We start from the raw sequence: 18,062 nt of genomic DNA on the forward strand, positions 1-18,062 counted from the left end.
AGGCGCGATCGACGTGAGCGCTCAATCTTCTTCGCGCGTCAGCGTTTGGCTGCGAACCGCGACCAGATCTCGGCGTCCGTGTAGAAGTCCACGCCGCCATCGAGATCTCTTACCAGCCACTCGCCGAGATAGACGATCTGGGTGCCGCTGCGCCGCTCGTGCCGAAGCTCGAATTTTCCATCGGCATCCTTCTGCAGCGAGCAATTCGACTGAACCCAGCTCGGCCACTCCTGCAACGGCTGCCCCAGAAATTGCCAGGCAACCAGAGCAGCGTTGTCCGACAAGGGTTCTATGCGCAGTGTCTTGGTCACGTGATCTCCACCATACGAGTTGTCCCCTAATGCAACGCCTCGGGACTGGAAAGGTTTGGCATCGTCGTTCCGTGACAGCATGCCTGACGGATTTCGACGGTTCCTCTACTTTTTTGTCCGTGAAAACCCGGTCTCCGTGCCCTAACCGATCGTCTGCAGCGCCGGAAATGTCTCGAGCAGCCAGATGCTCACATTCGAGACCGCGCCGGTGAGAAAGCCGATGCCGGTGATCACCATCAAGACGCCCATGGCGCGCTCGACATTGACGAGGTGGCCCTTCATGCGCGCGAACAGCGCGGAGAACTGTTCGATCATCAGCGCGGCGATCAGAAAGGGAATGCCGAGGCCCGCGGAATAGACCGCCAGCAGGCCGGCGCCCTTCGTCACCGTGGCTTCGGCTGCGGCGATCGAGAGGATCGCGGCAAGGATCGGGCCGATACAGGGCGTCCAGCCGAAGGCGAAAGCGAGGCCCATGATATAGGCGCCCCAGAGGCCGACCGGCTTGGGGATCGGCAGCCGTCCCTCGCGCATCAGGAGGCCGATGCGCGTCAGGCCGAGGAAATGCAGGCCCATGGCGATGATGACGATGCCGGCGAGAATCGACAGCTCCGCCGACCAGGCGCGGATCAGCCCGCCGACCAGCGAAGCGCTGGCCCCGAGCGCCACGAACACCGTGGAAAAGCCGAGCACGAACAGAAGCGCCGACATCAAGATCGCGCGCTTGGAGGCCGCGACCGGCTCGTCGCTTTCGACATGCTCGATCGTGGCGCCCGTCAGGTAGACCAGATAGGGCGGAACCAGAGGCAGGACGCAAGGCGAGAGGAAGCTGACGAGGCCGGCAATCAGCGCCGCCGGGATCGAAACATTTTGCATGATGCAGTCGAAGCCATCTCAGGCACCGGTACGGCGCGCAAAAAAATGCACCCGGCCCGGAGCCGAACCGGCTCTGGTGTAGCCGATGGCTGAGAATGCGCAACAGAGGCGCACGAAAACCAGGGCTCCTCCCGATGCCATCCGTGATCACAGATGCGGCATCGGGACGCGCACAAACCTCGCCAAAAAGCGAGATTCGGCGGCGCGGCTACTTCACCACGCGGAGCAGCGGACGCCGGGGCTGGTCCTGCGTCTGCTTGGAAGGGGTCGGCGGCTCGCTCGCAGCGCTCCGCAGCATTTCGTCGCACAGCGCCTTGAGGTCGGCACTGTCAATTCCTTTCAGCTTCATCCGCACGTCGAGGATGACAATGGACAGCATCTCGGCCGACTCGCGGTTGTTGCACTCGTTGAGAGCCCTGCGGCACTCCTCGAGCGTTCCCAGCACCAACTGCAACTGTTCGTCTGAATGCGACACTTGCGTTCTTTCCGTTAACTCGGCCTGCGAGACGTATCTGTGGCGCCCCCCTTGGCCCGCATGGACGACCAAAGATAGCACGAGGCTACTGCGCCTCCGAACCTGATTTCAGCGTGTTTCTGCCGTGAGACCGTGGTTCCGGCCGCAGTCGCCCCGCAGCAGCATTGGCGATCGCCAAACTGGTCCGGGAGCAAACGTCTTGCGCGATGCGATCGATCCATCGCGTGAGACGGCATCTGCCTTCGCGCATGAAGTTCCATCACGGACAGCGCCGGCAATCCCGCAGCCATTTCACGGCTCGCAACGGAACTCACGCCAGATACCCCTCAGCCGGGCGATAGCCTGCCCCATCCCACCCCAAGACAGCACCCAAATACCGCCCACAAGTTGATAAGGATGACGTTCAAAACTCGTCATTCCCCAACCCGTCGTGGTTGTGGTTTGCGTCAGATTCTGCCAGTTTAGCTACCCAAAGGGAATTGTATGCACTCCTTGGCGGAAAGGGGCGTTCCGCTGGAAGAACGCCCAAAGACAAATATCAGCGGCCTCTCCGATTGGGATGCGGCCCGCATTTTCCTGGAAGTCGTCCGATGCGGAAGTTTCCGCTCGGCGGCCGAACGCCTGTCGCTGTCGATCAACGCGGTCCGCCGCCGGATCGATGATTTCGAGCGTCAGACCGGCACCACCCTGTTCACCCGCGACGTTCACGGCACCCATCTGACCGACGAAGGTGCGATGGTAGTCTCCGCCGTCGAGCGCATGGAGGCCGCGGCCTTCGACGTGCTGCGGACCAGCGATTCGACCGCCAACGTCCTGTCCGGCGAGGTCCGCGTCGCCGTCACCGAAGGCCTCGGGACGTTCTGGCTCGCCCCGCGGCTGGTCGAATTCCAGCAGGCCTATCCGAAGATCCTGGTCGACCTGCATTGCGCGATGCGCTCGGCCGACGTCTCCCGCCACGAGGCCGACGTCGCCATCCATCTGTCGCGTCCCTCTGCGCTCGACGTCAAGCTGGTGCGGCTCGGCCGCATGCACCTGATGTTCTGGGCCTCCGAGAAATACATCGCAAAGCATGGCGCGCCGCGCTCGGCGGCGGAATTGATCAAGCACCGCCTGGTGCTGCAATTCGCCGACCAGCTTGCCGCCAAGGAGACATTCGAGGGCTTCTTCCCCGGCGTTTCGGAGCGCGACCTCCTGGTCATGAAGACCAACGTCTCAAGCGCCAACTACTGGGCGGTCGCGAATGGCGCCGGCATAGGCGTATTCCCGAGCTATGCCATTGCGCTTGGCGGGAAGTTGATTCCACTGGAGGTCGAGCTGAACCGACCGCTGGATATCTGGCTGTCCTACCATCCCGGTAGCGGCCGCATTCCCCGCGTGCGGCACATGATTGACTGGCTGATCGACGCTTTCAATCCGGCTCGCTTCCCGTGGTTTAAGGAAGAGTTCGTGCACCCGCATGAATTCAAGGACTCGTATATGGGCGAACCCCTGACCCAGCTCTTCGGGGGATTTTCAACCGAAGAACAAAGGTGAGAACAGAGATGAAAGCAGCGGCCAAAAGAATGAAGCAGCGCAGTGCCGGCAAGCCGGACATCGAGCTTGGCAAGCGGATCCGTCTGCGGCGCGTCGAGATGAAGATCTCGCAGGCCGAGCTCGGCGAGAAGCTGGGTGTCAGCTTCCAGCAGGTTCAGAAGTACGAGAAGGGCGTCAATCGCGTCGGCGCGGCTCGGCTTCAGCAGATCGCCTCCGCCCTCGATGTGCCCGTGACCTTCTTCTACGACGGCGACAACAAGGCCCGCGAGGTCGAGAGCCTGCTCTTCCTCGACTCCGCCTTCAGCCTTCGCCTGCTGCGCGCCTACAGCAAGATCAAGGACCAGACGGTGCAGCGTCAGCTCGTCTCGCTGATGGAATCGATCGCGGCGAACGAGAGCTGAGGCCGATCGTCGGCCTGGCCTTTACGGCCGATGTTCAATCCGCCGCGCCGCAGATGCGCGGCCGGATTGGACGAGATCCGACGGGATATCTCTGTGCCCGCGCGCATGCGCGCGGCCCGTTTTGGGCGGCCCGGCCGCCCTTTGGTGGTTTGCCGCCATTCGTCGGACTTTGCGCCATGCAATCCCAGCACAGGCGGATGCAAGCTCTCCTCCCCTGCGCCGGTTGACCACGGCAGCGGCGACGCCGCACATTGCGCTCGGCCACCGACAAGCGAGCGCGCGATGCCCGACATTTCCAGCACGACCGGAACTCCTTACGCCGACGGCAAGATCGTCAAGCACTCGGCCGATGGTGTCGGCGTGGTCACCTTCAACAATCCCGACAAGCGCAATGCGATGTCGCTGGAGATGTGGGAGGGATTTGGCGAGGCGCTGGCGGCCCTGCGCGACGACGACACCGTGCGCGTCGTGATCCTGCGCGGCGCCGGCGGCAAGGCGTTCGTCTCGGGCGCCGACATCAGCCAGTTCGAGAAGGTCCGGCACAATGCAGCGGCGTCGGAGGAGTACGCCAGGCGCAGCGCCGCCCAGCGCGCGCTGCTCGCCGACTATCCCAAGCCGACCATCGCCTGCATCGACGGCTATTGCCTTGGCGGCGGCATGCAGGTCGCGATGCTCGCCGACATCCGCCTCGCCTCGCACGGCAGCCAGTTCGGCATTCCCGCAGCCAGGCTCGGCATCGCCTACGGCTATGACGGCTTGCGGCATCTGGTGTCGCTGGTCGGCCCAGCCTGGGCGCGGCTTCTGATGTACACGGGCATGCGGATCGATTCCGCCGAGGCGCTGCGCATCGGTCTCGTCGAGCGCCTGTTCCCGACGGACGAGCTCTGGGGCGAGACCATGACGATCGCCGCGACGATCGCGCAAAACGCCCCGCTCGCGATCAAGGCCGCCAAGATCACCATCGCGCAGGTGCTGAAGGACGAAAGCGCGCGCGACATGGAGGCGATCAAGGCGATCGGCAACGCCTGCATGGACTCGGAGGATTTCCGCGAGGGCCGGCAGGCCTTCATGGAGAAGCGCAAGCCGCAGTTCCGGGGTCGCTGAAGCTGAACCGGCGTTCAGGTAGATTAAATTCCTCGTGCAACTTTACGCAACCGCAACCACTTGATGTCGCGAAAGTTCTCCCGCCACCAACGAGGGAGATTACGATGACACTGAAATCTGCTGTTCTTGGTCTGGCTGCCGTCGGCGGTGTGGCCCTCGCGTCGGGACCGGCCCTCGCGGCAATGCCCAACGGCATCCCGCAGGCGGACAAGATTGCAAGCGGTCCGTCCGCCGACGTCGAGCAGGTGCGTTGGGTGTGTAACCCCTGGGGCCGCTGCTGGTGGCGCCCGAACTATTATCGCGCCTACGGCTATTACGGCGGCCCGCGCTTCTACGGCCCGCGCCCGTGGGGCTGGCGTCATCACCATCACTGGCGCCGCTGGTAAAACGACGGGGGGGCCCGCGGGCCCCCTTTTTCCTTGATTACAGTGCCCCCAGCACGGCCTTCGTAATTTCCGCCGTGCCGTTGCTGCCGCCGAACTCCATCGGCTTGATGCCGCCGGCATAGACCTGGTCCACCGCGCGCTCGATGGTCTCGCCCGCCTCGGCCGCGCTCTCGATGCCGTGCTTGTCGGCGAGCCAGTCCAGCATCATCGCCGCAGACAAGATCATGCCGGTCGGATTGGCCTTGCCCTGTCCCATGATGTCAGGCGCGGTGCCGTGGCACGGCTGGAACACCGCGTACTTGTCGCCGATGTCGGCCGAGGGCGCCATGCCGAGGCCACCGATCAGGCTGGCGGTGATGTCGGAGACGATGTCGCCGAACATGTTCTCCATCACCATCACGTCGAAATCCCAGGGACGCTTCACCAGCATCGCCGAGCAGGCATCGACATAGAGACGGTCGGTCTTCACCTCGGGATGCTTCCTGGCGATCTCGTCGAAGATGCCGCGGAAGAAGGCAAACGCCTTGAACACGTTCGCCTTGTCGACGCAGGTGAGCGCACCGGGTTTGCCGCGCGCCTTGCGCCGCTCGGCGAGGCGGAACGAGAACTCGAACAGGCGCTCGGACGTCTTGCGGGTGATCACCAGGGTCTCGCGCGCGTCCTCATGGGTGACGACGCCCTTGCCCATCGAGGCGAACAGGCCTTCGGTCGATTCCCGGATGACGACGAGATCGATGCCACGCCGGTCGGCACCGACGATCGGGCTCGGCACGCCCGGAATGAGCCGCGCCGGACGCACGCCGGCATAGAGATCGAAGATGAAGCGCAGCTCGATCTGCGGCGCGATCTCGGTATTATCAGGATAGCGCACCGACGGCAGCCCGCAAGCCCCGAGCAGGATCGCATCCGCCTCCTCGCACAGCCTGATCGTGGTGTCCGGCATCGACTTGCCGGTGGCGAGATAATTGTTGGCCCCGGCCGGCGCCTCGGTGAAGCGGAAGCGCAGGCCGGATTTTTCGCCGACCTTGCGCAGCACCTCGAGCGCCGGCGCCATGACTTCGGGACCGATGCCGTCACCGGCGAGCACGGCGATGTGGAAGGCGTTGTTTGCGGACATGGGATTCCTGTAGGGATGCGTCATCCCGGGGCGGCTCGAAGAGCCGAACCCGGGATCTCGAGATTCCGGGTTCGGTCCTGTGGACCGCCCCGGAATGACGGAAGAAGCTACGGCGTCAGCACGGTACGCCCGACCACCGCGCCCTGCTGCAATTGCAGCAGCGCATCGTTGGCCTTGGCTAGCGGTTGCCGCGTCACCGGGATCGGCGGCACCTTCTTGGTTCGCACGAGCTCGAGCAGTTCCTGCGTCTCGCGCAGATTGCCGACGTAGCTGCCCTGGATCGTCACCGCCTTGATCGGTATCAGCGGCAGCGCCCAGGTCGCACCACCGCCGAACAGGCCGACGATGACGAGCTTGCCGCCCTTGGTCAGGCAGTCGAAACCGAGTTGCGTCGTCGCGGCATTGCCGACCAGATCAATCACGGCACGGATCGGCCCGCCCGCCTTCTTGGCGAGTTGCTCGAGCGCATCCGGCGCCTTGGGATCGACGGTCGCCAGCGCGCCGGCCTTCTCGGCCGCCTCGCGCTTCCTCGCGTCGATATCGACCATGATCGCGCCCTTGCCGCCCATGGCCTTGAGCAGCGATAGCGCCATCAGGCCGAGGCCGCCGGCACCGAACATCACGATCGGCGTGTCGAAATACTGCTCGACCTTCTTCAGCGCGCTATAGGTGGTGACGCCCGAGCAGGCATAAGGAGCGGTCGTCGCGGGATCGAGCCCCCGGAGGTTGAGCAGGTAGCGCGGATGCGGCACCAGCATGTGGTCGGAATAGCCGCCATCGCAATAGACGCCGAGCGAGCGCGGCGTCAGGCACATGTTCTCGTCACCGGCAAGGCATGTGGGGCACTTGCCGCAGCCGATCCAGGGATAGACCAGGCCGACGTCGCCGAGCTTGAGATCGCCCTGATCGGTCGGCTTCACATCGGGGCCGAAAGCCAGAATCTCGCCGACCGTCTCGTGGCCCATCGTGAGCGGCAGGTTGATGCCGCGGTCCTTCAGTGACAACGGCTTGCGGCCATGGCCGAGATCGTAACCGCCTTCCCAGATGTGGAGGTCGCTGTGGCAGACGCCGGCGGCCTTCACCTTGATCAGCACCTGCGTGCCCGATGGCTGCGGCGTCGCCTCGTCGAACTCCTGCAGCGGCGCCTTGAAATCGGCAACCTTGAAACTCTTCATTGGCGTCCTCCCGGAATGCTTCTCGTTCCTGCGCAGCATGCCATGACCGGCGAGACGAGACAAACCCGGGAGCGGTCTTAGTTCAGGCCAGCGGATGATGGCAAGCCACGAACTGGCCGGGTCCGATCTGGCGCAACGCGGGTATCTCCGCGCTGCATCGCTGATCGGCGCGCGGGCAGCGGGTGCGGAAGCGGCAGCCGGACGGCGGCGCAATCGGCGATGGCGGCTCGCCTGTCGCCACGCTCTCGGCGGGCCGAACGTCCGGATCGGGCACCGGGATCGCCTGCAACAACAGCGCTGTATACGGATGGGCGGGCCTCGCGAACAACTGCTCGGACGGCGCAACCTCGCAGAGCCGGCCGAGATACATCACCGCGACGCGGTCGCTGACCGCTTTGACCACCGCGAGGTCATGCGCGATGAACAACAGCGTCAGCCCGAAGCGCGCCTTCATCTCCTCCAGCAAATTGAGGATCTGCGCGCGGATGGAGACGTCGAGCGCCGAGACCGGCTCGTCGCAGACGATGAACTCGGGGTGGAGCACCAGCGCTCGCGCGATGCAGATGCGCTGGCATTGACCGCCGGAGAACTCGTGCGGCAGACGGCCCGCCACGAGATCGGGATCGAGCCCGACCGCGGAGAGCACCTCGTGAACCCGCCGCTTGCGCTCGGCGGCATCCTTGACGCCGGCAATGATCAGCGGCTCGGCAACGATGTCGCCGATGCGACGGCGCGGATTGAGCGAGGCGATCGGATCCTGGAAGATCAGCTGCACCCGGCGGCGCATCCTGCGCAGCGCCTCGCCTTCCATGGCCGTGAGATCCTGGCCGTCGAACATCACGCGACCGGATTTGGCGCGGCGTAGCTGCAGCAGCGCGCGCCCGAGCGTCGACTTGCCGCAGCCGGATTCGCCGACCAGCCCCAGCGTCTCACCGCGCGCGACCTGAAGGCTGACGCCGGAGACGGCATGAACCGTCTTGTTGCCGAGACCATATTCGACCACGAGATCGTCGACGCTCAGAAGCGGCGCGGGGCGCACAGCAAGCTGCATCATGCCTCGATCCCCTCCGCCATCCGGATCGGGTGGAAGCAGGCATAGAGATGTCCCGGCATCTCGGCGCTGGTCAGGACCGGTTTGGCTTCATGACAGCGACCGCTGGCGTAATTGCAGCGCGGCGCGAAGGAGCAGCCCTTCAGCGGCCGTGTCGGATCGGGCGGACGGCCGGAGATCGCCGGCAGCGGCGTATGCGGGACGGCATCCAGCTTCGGGATCGCCGCCAGCAACGCCTCGGTGTAGGGCATGTGCATGCGCTTGAACAACGCCGAGGTCGGCGCACGCTCCACCACCCTGCCCGCATACATCACCGCGACCTCGTCGGCACGGCCGGCGACGACGCCTAGATCGTGGGTGATGATGATCATGGCCATATGCCGGCGGCCCTGCTCGCGCGCGAGCAGATCGAGAATCTGCGCCTGGATGGTGACGTCGAGGGCGGTGGTGGGCTCGTCCGCGATCAGCAGTTTCGGCTCGCAGGACAGCGCGATCGCGATCGCGATGCGCTGGCGCATGCCGCCCGAGCATTGATGCGGATATTGCGCGAGGCGCTGCTCCGGCGCGGGAATGCCGACGGCCGCGAGCAGCTCGATGCTGCGCTTGCGCGCCGCCGGGGCATCCAGCTCCAGGTGCTCCTGGATCGTCTCCATCAATTGCGTGCCGATGGTCAGCACCGGATTGAGCGAGGTCATGGGATCCTGGAAGACGACCGCGAGATCGCGCCCGCGCAGGCGACGCAGGCTGTCAGGCGCGAGCCGCACCAGATCCTGGCCGTCGAACATCACGCGGCCCGTGAGCTTTGCCTTCTTCGGCAGCAGCTGAAGGACCGCGCGCGACAGCATGGTCTTGCCGCAACCGGATTCGCCGACGATGCCGAGGGTGCGGCCCGCCTCCAGCGACAGATCGACATGATCCACGGCGCGCAGATTGCCACGCGGGGTCGGCAGCTCGACCGCGACGTCCTCGATCGTCAGCAGCGGCGCGCTCACAGCGCCCCCTGCCGCGGGTCGGTCAGCGCCCGCAAGGTGTCGCCGACCAGATTGAAGGCCAGCACGGTCACGAAAAGTCCGGCCGCCGGCAGGAACGCCAGCCGCGGCGCGACGTCGAGGCTTTCGCGTCCCTCGCCGATCATGCTGCCCCAGCTCGCCATCGGCGGCGGCACGCCGAGACCGAGGAAGGACAGCGCGCCCTCGACCACGATGGTGACGGCGACGCCGAGCAGGAAGAAGGCGAGCAGTGGCAGGATCACGTTGGGCAGCAGCTCGCGCAGGAGGATACGCGCGTGGCTGGCGCCGAGCGCCTCGGCGGCGATCACGAACTCGCGCCGCGCCAGGGTCAGCGTCGCAGCGCGCGCCACGCGCATGAAGGCGGGAATGCCGAGCACGCCGAGGATCAACGTGAGATTGGGAATGGACTGGCCGAGATAGGCCGTCACGGCGAGCGCGAAGATCAGCGGCGGAAAGGCGAGCAGCACGTCCATGCTGCCGACCACCAGCGTCTCGAACCTGCCGCGGAAATAGCCGGCAAGCAGCCCGAGCGCGCCGCCGACGACGAGGCCGATCATCGGCGCGATCAGCCCGACGGTCAGCGACACCCGCGCACCAAAGATCAGGCGAGCAAGCTCGTCGCGGCCGAGCCCGTCGGTGCCGAGCCAGTGCTCGGTCGAGAACGCGGCGCGGCGCTCCAGCATGTCCATGTCGGTCGGGTTCTGCAGCGGCAGCACCGGCGCGAGGATTGCGAGTGCGAGAATGATCGCGAGCCAGCCGCTCGCGAGCCAGAACAGGAGGCCGAGCTTGCGCCTGCCGCGAACCGGCGCGGACGCTGCCTCGTCCTGAATGGACAGCTCAAGCGTGGCCATGGCGGATCCTCGGGTCGAGCACGGCGTAGAGCATGTCGACGATGAAATTGACGATGACGAAGCCGCAGGCGACCAGCAGCACGACGCCCTGGAGAATGACGAGGTCGCGGGTGTAGATCGCCCCGACGAGCAGCCGGCCGATGCCGGGCAGCGCGAAGATCGATTCCACGATCAGCGTGCCGCCGAGCAGGCGGCCGATATTGATGCCTGTCACCGTCACCAGGGTCAGCGACGAAGGCTTGAGCGCATGCACGAACAGGATGCGGGATGGCTTGAGGCCTTTTGCTTTGGCGAGCGCGATATAGTCCTCCTGCAGGGTCGCGATCATGTCGGAGCGCAGCACCCGCATGATGCCCGGCCATTCCGCGAGCGCCAGCGTCAGGGCCGGCAGCACGAAGAAGCGCAGATTTGCAAGCGGCTCCTCGGTGAACGGCACATAGCCGGTCGCGGGCAGCCAGTGCAGCTCGACCGCGAACAGATAGATCAGCAGGATCGCGGTGAGAAACGAGGGCATCGACAGCATGGCGAAGGCGCTGCCGGTCATGAAGCGGTCGAAGGCGCCGCCGGCGCGCGCAGCGCACGCGATCGCAACGGGAACGCCGATCAGGAGCCCGATGAATTCGGCCATCAGCATCAGTTGCAGCGAGACCGGGATGCGCTCGGCGACCGCCTGCAACACCGTCTGCCCGGTGCGGAACGAACGGCCGAGATCGCCCTGCAACACGTGGCCGAGCCAGCTCAGGTAACGCCACCACAGCGGCTGGTCCAGCCCCATGTCGCGGCGCAGCGCCGCGACATTCTCCGGCGTTGCCTGATCGCCGAGGATGACGAGTGCCAGATCGCCCGGCAGCAGCGCGGCGATCAGGAACGTCAGCAGCGAGACGGCGAGCAGCACCGGCAGCAAAGCGAGCAGCCGCCGAACGATGAAGTTCAGCATCGCGCCATCATTCCAGCCAGGTCCTCGAGACGTCCATCACGCCGTTGTACATCTTCGGGAAGCCCTTCAGCTTGGCGCTGGACAGCGCGTAATAGGTATTCTGGAAGGTCCAGAACCAGATCGCGTCCTTGTTGATCAGGCGGCTGATGGCGCAATAGTCCTCGGTGCGCTGCCCCATATCGGCCGTGACGCGCGCATGATCGAGCAACTTGTCGAGCTCGGGATTCGCGTATCCGGCCAGCGCCAGTGGGCTGCCGCTGCGGAAATTCGCGTACATCTGCGGATCGGGATCGGCGAGATCGACGATGCGCCACGGCGTCAGCTGGAACTGGCGGGTGAAGGCGCGCGTCGGAATGGTGGCCTGGTCGACCTGCTCGATCTCCATGTTGGCGCCGACGCGCTTCCAGAACTGCTGGAGCACCTGGCCGACCATGCGGCCGCGGGGCGTCGCCGTCACCAGCATCTTGAAATCGACCGGCTTGCCGTAATCCTTGATCAGCGCCTTGGCCTTCTCGGCGTCGAACGGCAGTGCGCCGTCGTCCTTGCACTTGACCCAGGAGCCGTCGCCGTAAGGATTGCTCGCGGGCCGGCTCAGGCCGTTGCTGATTGCCTGCGACATCTTCGGGCGGTCGATCGCCATCACCAGCGCCTGCCGCACCCGCACGTCGTCGAACGGCGCCACCTTGGTGTTGAAGGCGTAGACCTGCGCGCCCGAACCCTTGTAGGTGTGCACGGTGAGCTTGGGATCCTTCTGCGCCTTCATGATGTTGTCGGCGTCGTTCTCGTCGTCCCAGATGATGTCGGCCTCGCCCGATTGCAGCGAGGCGAAGCGCGACTGCGCGTCAGGCAACGGCTTCAGGACGATGCGGTCGAGATACGGCCGCCCCTTGTCCCAGTAGTTTGGGTTCTTCTCCAGCACCATGCGGTCGCCGGCGGTCCAGGATTTCAGGATGTAGGGGCCGGTGCCGACGGGATTGCGGTTGTAGTCGTCGCCCTTGGTCTTCCAGGCCGTCGGCGAGTGGATCGCGTTATTCTGGCTCTGGATCGTGATCACCGCCGGCAGGTTCACCGAGGGGTCGGTGAGCTTGTAGACGAGGGTGTAGTCGTCCGGCGCCAGCACCTCCTTGACGTTGGTGATGTAGAAGGCGCAGCGGCACTTGTTGGCGGGATCCTTCTGCCGATCGAAATTCTCCTTGAAGGCCTGCGCATTGAACGGCGTGCCGTCGTGGAATTTCACGCCCTCGCGCAGCTTGAAGGTCCAGGTCATGTAATCGTCGGAATGAGTCCAGGACACCGCGAGCTTCGGCGCGGCTTCGCCCTTGTCGTCGAGCGTGGTCAGCGTGTCGAAGATCGCGGCGGCCGCGGTGAAGGTGGAGGTGTCGTAGACACCGACCTTGAGGGGATCGAAGCCCGGGATATCCAGCTCCTGGCCGACCGTGATGCTGCCGCCCGGCTTCTGAGCCTGGGCGGGCACAGCCAGTGCAAACGCCGCAACGAGGAGAATCGGCACGTGCTTACGCGTCGCGGCGGCAATGTTCGTCATGGTTCCTCCCGGGATCCCGCGTCCGATGTTTCGGATCGTCGAATGACTTGAGGGCGAGATTGGCGACAAATGCTCGCCACCGCAAGGGGAACGCACGGGAGTTCAAACGCCGCACGCGGCGGCGATGTTGCTCAATATGTCTCGGCTGTTTTGCCTGGCGGAATTTGCCCATCGCCTGCGAGACCGATCTCGTCGCGCAGCGCGTCCGTGTGCTCGCCAAGCGCGGCGACCGTCTTGCCCGGTGTGGTATCGGCGCTGGACATCCGGAACGGAAGATTGAGCACCCGGAAGGAGCCACCCTCGTCCTGCACTTCGGAGAGCGCCTGCCGATGCGCGAGCTGCGGATCGGCCAGCGCTTCGGACACGGTGCGATAGGCTGAGGCCGGCACGCCGGCCGCACCGAGCGCGAGGAGGCATGCATCTGTCGTGAGCTGACGCGACCAGACTTCGACGCCATCCATCAAGTCCGCCCAGTTCTCGCGACGCGCGGCGTAGGTGGCGAAGCGTGGATCGGAGATCCATTCGGGGCGTCCGATCACACCCATCAATCCCTGAAACGTCTTCTCGCTGGCGACGGTGATCATGACATAGCCGTTTGCCGTCTCGGTCGGACCGAACATCGGGCGCGGCGGCGGCTTCACCGCGAATTGAGAACTCTGCAGTTCGATCACGGTCAAGGTCAGCATCGATTCCAGCATGGAGACGTCGATGTGCTGGCCAAGCCCGGTGACCGTGCGCTGATAGAGCGCCGAGGCGATCGCGCCGAAGCCGTAGGTGCCGGTGACGACGTCGGCATGGTAGATGCCGCAATAATCGGGACGATTGCGGCCCGGCTGGTAGGCCAGATGCGCCATGTCGTAGCCGGAGGCCGCATGGATCACGGGCGCGTAGGCCGGCAGCTCGGCCGAGGGGCCTGTCTGGCCGTAGCCGGAGATCGAGCAGTAGATCAGCCTCGGATTGACCTGATACAGCCTGTCGTAGTCGAGCCGCAGCCGGTGCATCACGCCCGGGCGGAAATTCTCCACCAGAATGTCGGCCGTCCCGACCAGCCGGTGGACCGCCTCCCTGCCATCCTCGGACTTGAGGTCGAGCACCACGCTCTTCTTGCCGACATTGAGCTGGCCGAACACGGTGCTGCACCCCTTGCGCAGCGGTGGCCGGGTCCGCATCGTCTCTCCGCCGTCGGTCTCGATCTTGATGACCTCGGCGCCCATGTCGGCGAGCATCCGCGTGCAATGGGGGCCGGCGATGGTGGTCGAAAAATCCAGGACCCGCAAACCTGCCATGACCTTTGTCAACGTCCCCTCATGCTTATCTGATAACTGCATGCCTGCTCACGCCTTGGGGTCTCCTAGGAACCAACGAAGTGCTGTGTTGTTGATGCGGCGACCCTAGAGGGCGGCGGCCGAGTAGGAAAGTGGTTACCGCACGGACGCGTCGCGTGGGCGGGCTTGGGAATTCCAGGACAACTGGACCCGTTCTTGCATAGCAGCAAGCGGGATCGGAAGAGGGCAGCTGTTCTTGAGGGTCTTGTTCGTCACCACTGAGATGGATGACTTCATCCGCGTTGGCGGACTGGGCGCGGTTTCCGCCGCTCTTCCCCGCGCGCTTCGCTCCTTCGCAGATATCCGGATCATGCTGCCCGGCTATCGCGACATCATCGAGCAACTCACGCATATCCAGATCGTTGGCCGCTGCCCTGCATTCGCGGAGATGCCGGCCTGCTCGCTCGGCCGGGCCGCGACCAAGGACGGCCTGCCGGTCTACGTGCTGTTGTGCTCACAGCTCTACGACCGGCCCGGCAATCCCTATGGTGACGAGGCCGGACGCGACTGGCCCGACAACGACATCCGCTTCGCGCGCTTTGCCTCGGCGGCGGCTGAGCTCGCCATGGGCAAGCTGGACAAGAATTGGGCAGCGGACCTGATCCATGCCAATGACTGGCCGGCCTCGCTCGTGCCGGCGTACCTTGCCTGGCGCGGCGCCAAGCTGCCGTCGATCCTGACCATTCACAACCTCGCCTATCAGGGCCTCTTCCCGAAGGACTCGCTGCGGCGGATCGGCGCACCGGAGAGCTCCTTCCACATCGACGGAGTCGAGTTCTACGATCAGGTCTCCTTCCTCAAGGCCGGGCTGGTCTACGCCTCGCACCTCACCACCGTCAGCGGCACCTATGCGCGCGAGATCACCACGGCCGAATTCGGCTGCGGCCTCGAAGGCCTGCTTCGCCTGCGCTCGGATGCGGCCGAGCTCACCGGCATCCTCAACGGCATCGACGAGAGCTGGGACCCGCGCTCCTGCGCCCAGCTCGCCCAGCAGTTCGGCGCCGGCGACTGGGCCGGCAAAAGAGCCAATGCGGATTACGTGCGCAAGCAGTTCGGGCTTGCGGTGTCGCGCGGCCCGATGTTCGGCATCGTCGCGCGGCTCGTGCACCAGAAGGGCATCGACCTCGTGCTGTCGGCGGCCGACGAGATCGTCGACGCCGGCGGGCAGATCGTGGTCACCGGCTCCGGAGAGCCGGCGCTCGAGCAGGCCCTGATCGACGCGCATCGCCGCCGCCCCGACGCCATCGGAGTCGCGATCGGCTTCAATGACGCCCAGGCTCGCCGCATCTTCGCCGGCAGCGACTTCACGTTGATGCCGTCGCGCTTCGAGCCATGCGGCCTCAGCCAGATGTATGCCCAGCGCTTCGGCTCCCTGCCGATCGGGCACCAGACCGGCGGCCTCGCCGAGACCATCACCGATGGCGAGACCGGATTCCTGTTCTCGCGGCCTTCGCGGGAGTCCTTCCTCGGCGGCGTCCGCCGGGCCTTCTCGGCCTTCATGGCGCACGACCAGCTCGACACCATGCGCCGCAGCGCCATGGGACGATCGTTCTCCTGGAGCATCTCGGCCGGCAGCTACAGCGCACTGTACCGCAAGCTGGCGTCGGTGTGAGGCGCCGCCGTCATTCCGGGGCGCGCCGCTTGGCGCGAGCCCGGAATCCATCGTGCGGCCGGAATGCTCTGAGAAATGGCTTCCGGGCTCGCGCTCCGCGCGCCCCGGAATGACCGAGGAATGACGGCGGGCCGTGAACTGCACGGATAACCGACTTCCAAGTCCCTACTTCCCGCGTACGTCCATCTGCGGCCGGCCGATCCAGGCGCGGTTGAGACAGCGGGTCATCCAGTCGGGCTGCGTTTCGCCCCGCAGCCGCGCCTGCCCCTCCTGGTAGGGACCGACATAGCGCAGCCTGTCGGGCAATCTCGGATAGACGCGCCCGATCCATCTCAGTGCGTTGTCGGCGGCCCTGATATCCCGTTCGTCAAGCTCAAACCCGAATCCGGCGCGCAAGCGCTCGGGCAGCATCCTCACCGTGAGCGCGCGGTACCATCGCGGTGGCCGCAACCAGGGTCGCGCCCCCGCGAAGATCTGCGTGGCGATCTCGCGTGCCGCCGTGCTGACCGTCAGCGTCTCCGACTGCGCCATCGCCGCGGTGTAGTCGGCGAAGCCGGCCCAGTCCGCGGGCAGGTCATTCCCTGTCAGCCCGAACAAGGCACCGAACATCCGGCTCTCGGCCCAGTAGCGCTCGCGCTCTTCCAGAGTGAACGGTGCCAGAACGAGGTCATGCGCCATCAATGCGGTCTCGACCAGCGTGGCGTGGACCCAGCGTAGCGACGGAATGTCATTGGCGCAGTAACGCGAGCCTGCCGCGAACGGGCCGACGGTCTCGGGCATCTCGCCGACGATCATGTCGTGGCGCCGGTGCAGCTGCCGCGACGCCAGTAGCGCCCGGTCGAGCGAGCCGAACACCATGGCGAACACGATGCCAAAGGTACGATGGAAGCGGCCGATCGGATCGGCGAAGGTTCTGGAATGCTCGGCGATCGCCGCGGCGACCCAGGGGTGCGCCAGTTGCAGCAACAGCGCGCGGCCCGCGCCGAGAAAGATCACGGCCTCGCGGTCGATCCGCCAGGTGACGGTGTCAGGGCCGAACACGCCGGCAATTGGGCCCGCCGCGCGAGCACGGACCTGATCGAGGGACAGTTCCAGATCGCTCCCGGACACCACTTGCGAGAACTTTCGACTGCGGGCCAATACCGACGATCCGCAAGGCCCGTGGCAATTCGATGAAGAGGGACGCCGCCCCTACTCCGCCGCCATCGGCATTTCGTCCATATGCTCGTGCAGCACCACGCCGGCGAGCGGATCGAACTCGCCGATCCACGGCTTGCGCGCCAGCACCGCCTTCGTGTGGGCATAGCCGGCATGCCACCGCCGCGTGATCCCGGACGGGCTGAAATCGATGTCCTTGGTATGCGTCTCGCGCTCGAGCTGCGGCGTCAGCAGCCGCACCACATGCATGCGAGTCGGACAGCCGTAGCTCGTCAGCTCACGCACGGCGGACTCGTTGCGCTCGCTCTCGGGTAGCCGTGCCGCAAGCTGGTTGATCACATGGCGCAGGCGATGGGCCTGCTGCTGTCGCACGATCTGGCTCGCGATGCGGCTGGAATATTGCACGTCCTTGTGCCGGTTCAGCACCTCCGCCATCGTGGTCGGCTCGGGCCCGACGGGATTCCACAGATGCACGGAGAAGATCAGCGAATCCTTGCGTGGATTGTCGTCGAACACCGCTTCCGTCGGCGTGTTCGACAGGATGCCGCCGTCCCAATAGAGTTCGCCGTCGATGCGCACGGCCGGGAAAGCCGGCGGCAGCGCGCCCGAAGCCATCACATGCTTCACCGTCAGCTCGCCGTCGCGGCTGTCGAAATAGCGCATTTCGCTGGTGCCGACATGGGCCGCACCGACCGTCAGGCGCGGCGCGCAGCGATTGGCCAGGTCGAAATCGACGAGCTCGCTGAGAGTCTTCTCCAGCGGGGCGGTCGAATAATAGCCGGCGTGATCAGCCCCCAGCGGATAGGAATCTCCGGCATGCGCCAGCGGATTAGGGCGGAAGAAGCCTGGAATGCCGTGGGTGACGGTCGACCAATAGGCCAGCTTTTCGTTGAAGCCGGGAAATGCGGCACGCCAGTCCCATACCGGCTGCTGCTCCATCCGTTTCCAGAACTCCCTCAAGCGCGCGAGCCGTTGCGCCGGCGCGTTGCCTGCGATCAGGCTCGCATTGATGGCGCCGATCGAGGTGCCGATGACCCAGTCCGGCTCGATGCCGGCCTCGTGCAGCGCCTGGTAGACGCCCGCCTGGTACGAGCCGAGTGCGCCGCCGCCCTGGAGCACCAGCACGACCTGACCCGGGATATCCGCAGCTGTGCCCTTGATGCCGTTCATGCTACGCTCCTGGTGAGCCTGCACCGGTCG

General features: G+C 65.5%; 19 protein-coding genes. 5 read left to right on the forward strand and 14 right to left on the reverse strand.

Features of this window, described 5'->3' with window-relative positions:
- Positions 1-38 precede the first annotated feature (38 nt).
- From XH96_RS28555 to XH96_RS28565, 3 genes are all read right to left on the reverse strand, one after another.
- Positions 39-311, reverse strand: a complete 273-nt coding sequence (locus XH96_RS28555) for a hypothetical protein (protein WP_194388862.1) — start codon at positions 309-311, stop codon at positions 39-41.
- A gap of 141 nt (positions 312-452) precedes the next feature.
- Positions 453-1,184 carry a cytochrome c biogenesis CcdA family protein gene (locus tag XH96_RS28560; RefSeq protein WP_194388864.1) on the reverse strand — a complete coding sequence of 244 codons (732 nt, stop codon included), beginning with the start codon at positions 1,182-1,184 and terminating at the stop codon, positions 453-455.
- Between the two features lie 208 nt (positions 1,185-1,392).
- On the reverse strand, positions 1,393-1,659 hold the full coding sequence (locus XH96_RS28565) for a hypothetical protein (protein ID WP_194388865.1): 267 nt from the start codon (positions 1,657-1,659) through the stop codon (positions 1,393-1,395).
- A 483-nt stretch (positions 1,660-2,142) separates the two neighbouring features.
- Here XH96_RS28565 and XH96_RS28570 point away from each other — a divergent pair, with 483 nt between their 5' ends.
- Together XH96_RS28570 and XH96_RS28575 are read left to right on the forward strand one after the other, a co-directional pair.
- Positions 2,143-3,192 (forward strand): LysR family transcriptional regulator, encoded by a 1,050-nt coding sequence (locus XH96_RS28570; protein WP_194388866.1) that lies wholly within the window; start codon positions 2,143-2,145, stop codon positions 3,190-3,192.
- Between the two features lie 29 nt (positions 3,193-3,221).
- Complete coding sequence (locus XH96_RS28575) at positions 3,222-3,593, forward strand: helix-turn-helix domain-containing protein (RefSeq protein ID WP_020608151.1); 372 nt, start codon at positions 3,222-3,224, stop codon at positions 3,591-3,593.
- On the opposite strand, the gene XH96_RS28580 is transcribed toward XH96_RS28575, so the two are convergent.
- Complete coding sequence (locus XH96_RS28580; protein ID WP_194388867.1) at positions 3,548-3,895, reverse strand: hypothetical protein; 348 nt, start codon at positions 3,893-3,895, stop codon at positions 3,548-3,550. The genes XH96_RS28575 and XH96_RS28580 overlap by 46 nt on opposite strands.
- On the opposite strand from XH96_RS28580, the gene XH96_RS28585 reads away from it, so the two are divergent.
- Both XH96_RS28585 and XH96_RS28590 read left to right on the forward strand, forming a co-directional pair.
- A complete protein-coding gene (locus XH96_RS28585) occupies positions 3,876-4,697 on the forward strand; it encodes an enoyl-CoA hydratase (protein ID WP_194388868.1) in 822 nt (273 codons plus the stop codon). The two genes, XH96_RS28580 and XH96_RS28585, sit on opposite strands and share 20 nt — an antisense overlap.
- Before the next feature lie 104 nt (positions 4,698-4,801).
- Complete coding sequence (locus XH96_RS28590; RefSeq protein WP_194388869.1) at positions 4,802-5,083, forward strand: hypothetical protein; 282 nt, start codon at positions 4,802-4,804, stop codon at positions 5,081-5,083.
- A gap of 37 nt (positions 5,084-5,120) precedes the next feature.
- Here XH96_RS28590 and XH96_RS28595 read toward each other — a convergent pair whose 3' ends face one another.
- The 8 genes from XH96_RS28595 to XH96_RS28630 form a co-directional block, all read right to left on the reverse strand.
- A complete protein-coding gene (locus XH96_RS28595; protein ID WP_194388870.1) occupies positions 5,121-6,200 on the reverse strand; it encodes an isocitrate/isopropylmalate dehydrogenase family protein in 1,080 nt (359 codons plus the stop codon).
- 107 nt (positions 6,201-6,307) lie between these two features.
- Positions 6,308-7,375, reverse strand: a complete 1,068-nt coding sequence (locus XH96_RS28600) for an alcohol dehydrogenase (protein WP_194388871.1) — start codon at positions 7,373-7,375, stop codon at positions 6,308-6,310.
- Positions 7,376-7,457: 82 nt separating this feature from the next.
- On the reverse strand, positions 7,458-8,429 hold the full coding sequence (locus XH96_RS28605) for an ABC transporter ATP-binding protein (protein ID WP_194388877.1): 972 nt from the start codon (positions 8,427-8,429) through the stop codon (positions 7,458-7,460).
- Complete coding sequence (locus XH96_RS28610) at positions 8,426-9,418, reverse strand: ABC transporter ATP-binding protein (RefSeq protein WP_194388879.1); 993 nt, start codon at positions 9,416-9,418, stop codon at positions 8,426-8,428. The genes XH96_RS28605 and XH96_RS28610 overlap by 4 nt, the downstream gene beginning before the upstream one ends.
- Positions 9,415-10,287, reverse strand: coding sequence for an ABC transporter permease (locus XH96_RS28615; RefSeq protein ID WP_194388881.1), 873 nt, complete (start codon positions 10,285-10,287; stop codon positions 9,415-9,417). The genes XH96_RS28610 and XH96_RS28615 overlap by 4 nt, the downstream gene beginning before the upstream one ends.
- The gene (locus XH96_RS28620) at positions 10,274-11,224 is read right to left on the reverse strand and encodes an ABC transporter permease (protein WP_194388882.1); all 951 of its coding nucleotides are present in this window, start codon (positions 11,222-11,224) and stop codon (positions 10,274-10,276) included. The genes XH96_RS28615 and XH96_RS28620 overlap by 14 nt, the downstream gene beginning before the upstream one ends.
- A gap of 7 nt (positions 11,225-11,231) precedes the next feature.
- Entirely contained in the window at positions 11,232-12,767 is a 1,536-nt protein-coding gene (locus tag XH96_RS28625) for an ABC transporter substrate-binding protein (RefSeq protein ID WP_194388884.1), read from the reverse strand.
- Between the two features lie 131 nt (positions 12,768-12,898).
- Complete coding sequence (locus XH96_RS28630) at positions 12,899-14,095, reverse strand: CaiB/BaiF CoA-transferase family protein (RefSeq protein ID WP_194388886.1); 1,197 nt, start codon at positions 14,093-14,095, stop codon at positions 12,899-12,901.
- 193 nt (positions 14,096-14,288) lie between these two features.
- Between XH96_RS28630 and glgA the strand changes: the two genes are divergently transcribed.
- Complete coding sequence (gene glgA, locus XH96_RS28635; RefSeq protein ID WP_194388888.1) at positions 14,289-15,704, forward strand: glycogen synthase GlgA; 1,416 nt, start codon at positions 14,289-14,291, stop codon at positions 15,702-15,704.
- Positions 15,705-15,869: 165 nt separating this feature from the next.
- Here the strand turns inward: glgA and XH96_RS28640 are convergent, their stop codons facing one another.
- Positions 15,870-16,817, reverse strand: a complete 948-nt coding sequence (locus tag XH96_RS28640) for an oxygenase MpaB family protein (RefSeq protein WP_194394295.1) — start codon at positions 16,815-16,817, stop codon at positions 15,870-15,872.
- Positions 16,818-16,895: 78 nt separating this feature from the next.
- On the reverse strand, positions 16,896-18,032 hold the full coding sequence (locus XH96_RS28645) for a patatin-like phospholipase family protein (RefSeq protein WP_194388890.1): 1,137 nt from the start codon (positions 18,030-18,032) through the stop codon (positions 16,896-16,898).
- Between the last annotated feature and the right edge of the window lie 30 nt (positions 18,033-18,062).

Source organism: Bradyrhizobium sp. CCBAU 51765 (assembly GCF_015291725.1).
Lineage (GTDB): Bacteria > Pseudomonadota > Alphaproteobacteria > Rhizobiales > Xanthobacteraceae > Bradyrhizobium > Bradyrhizobium liaoningense.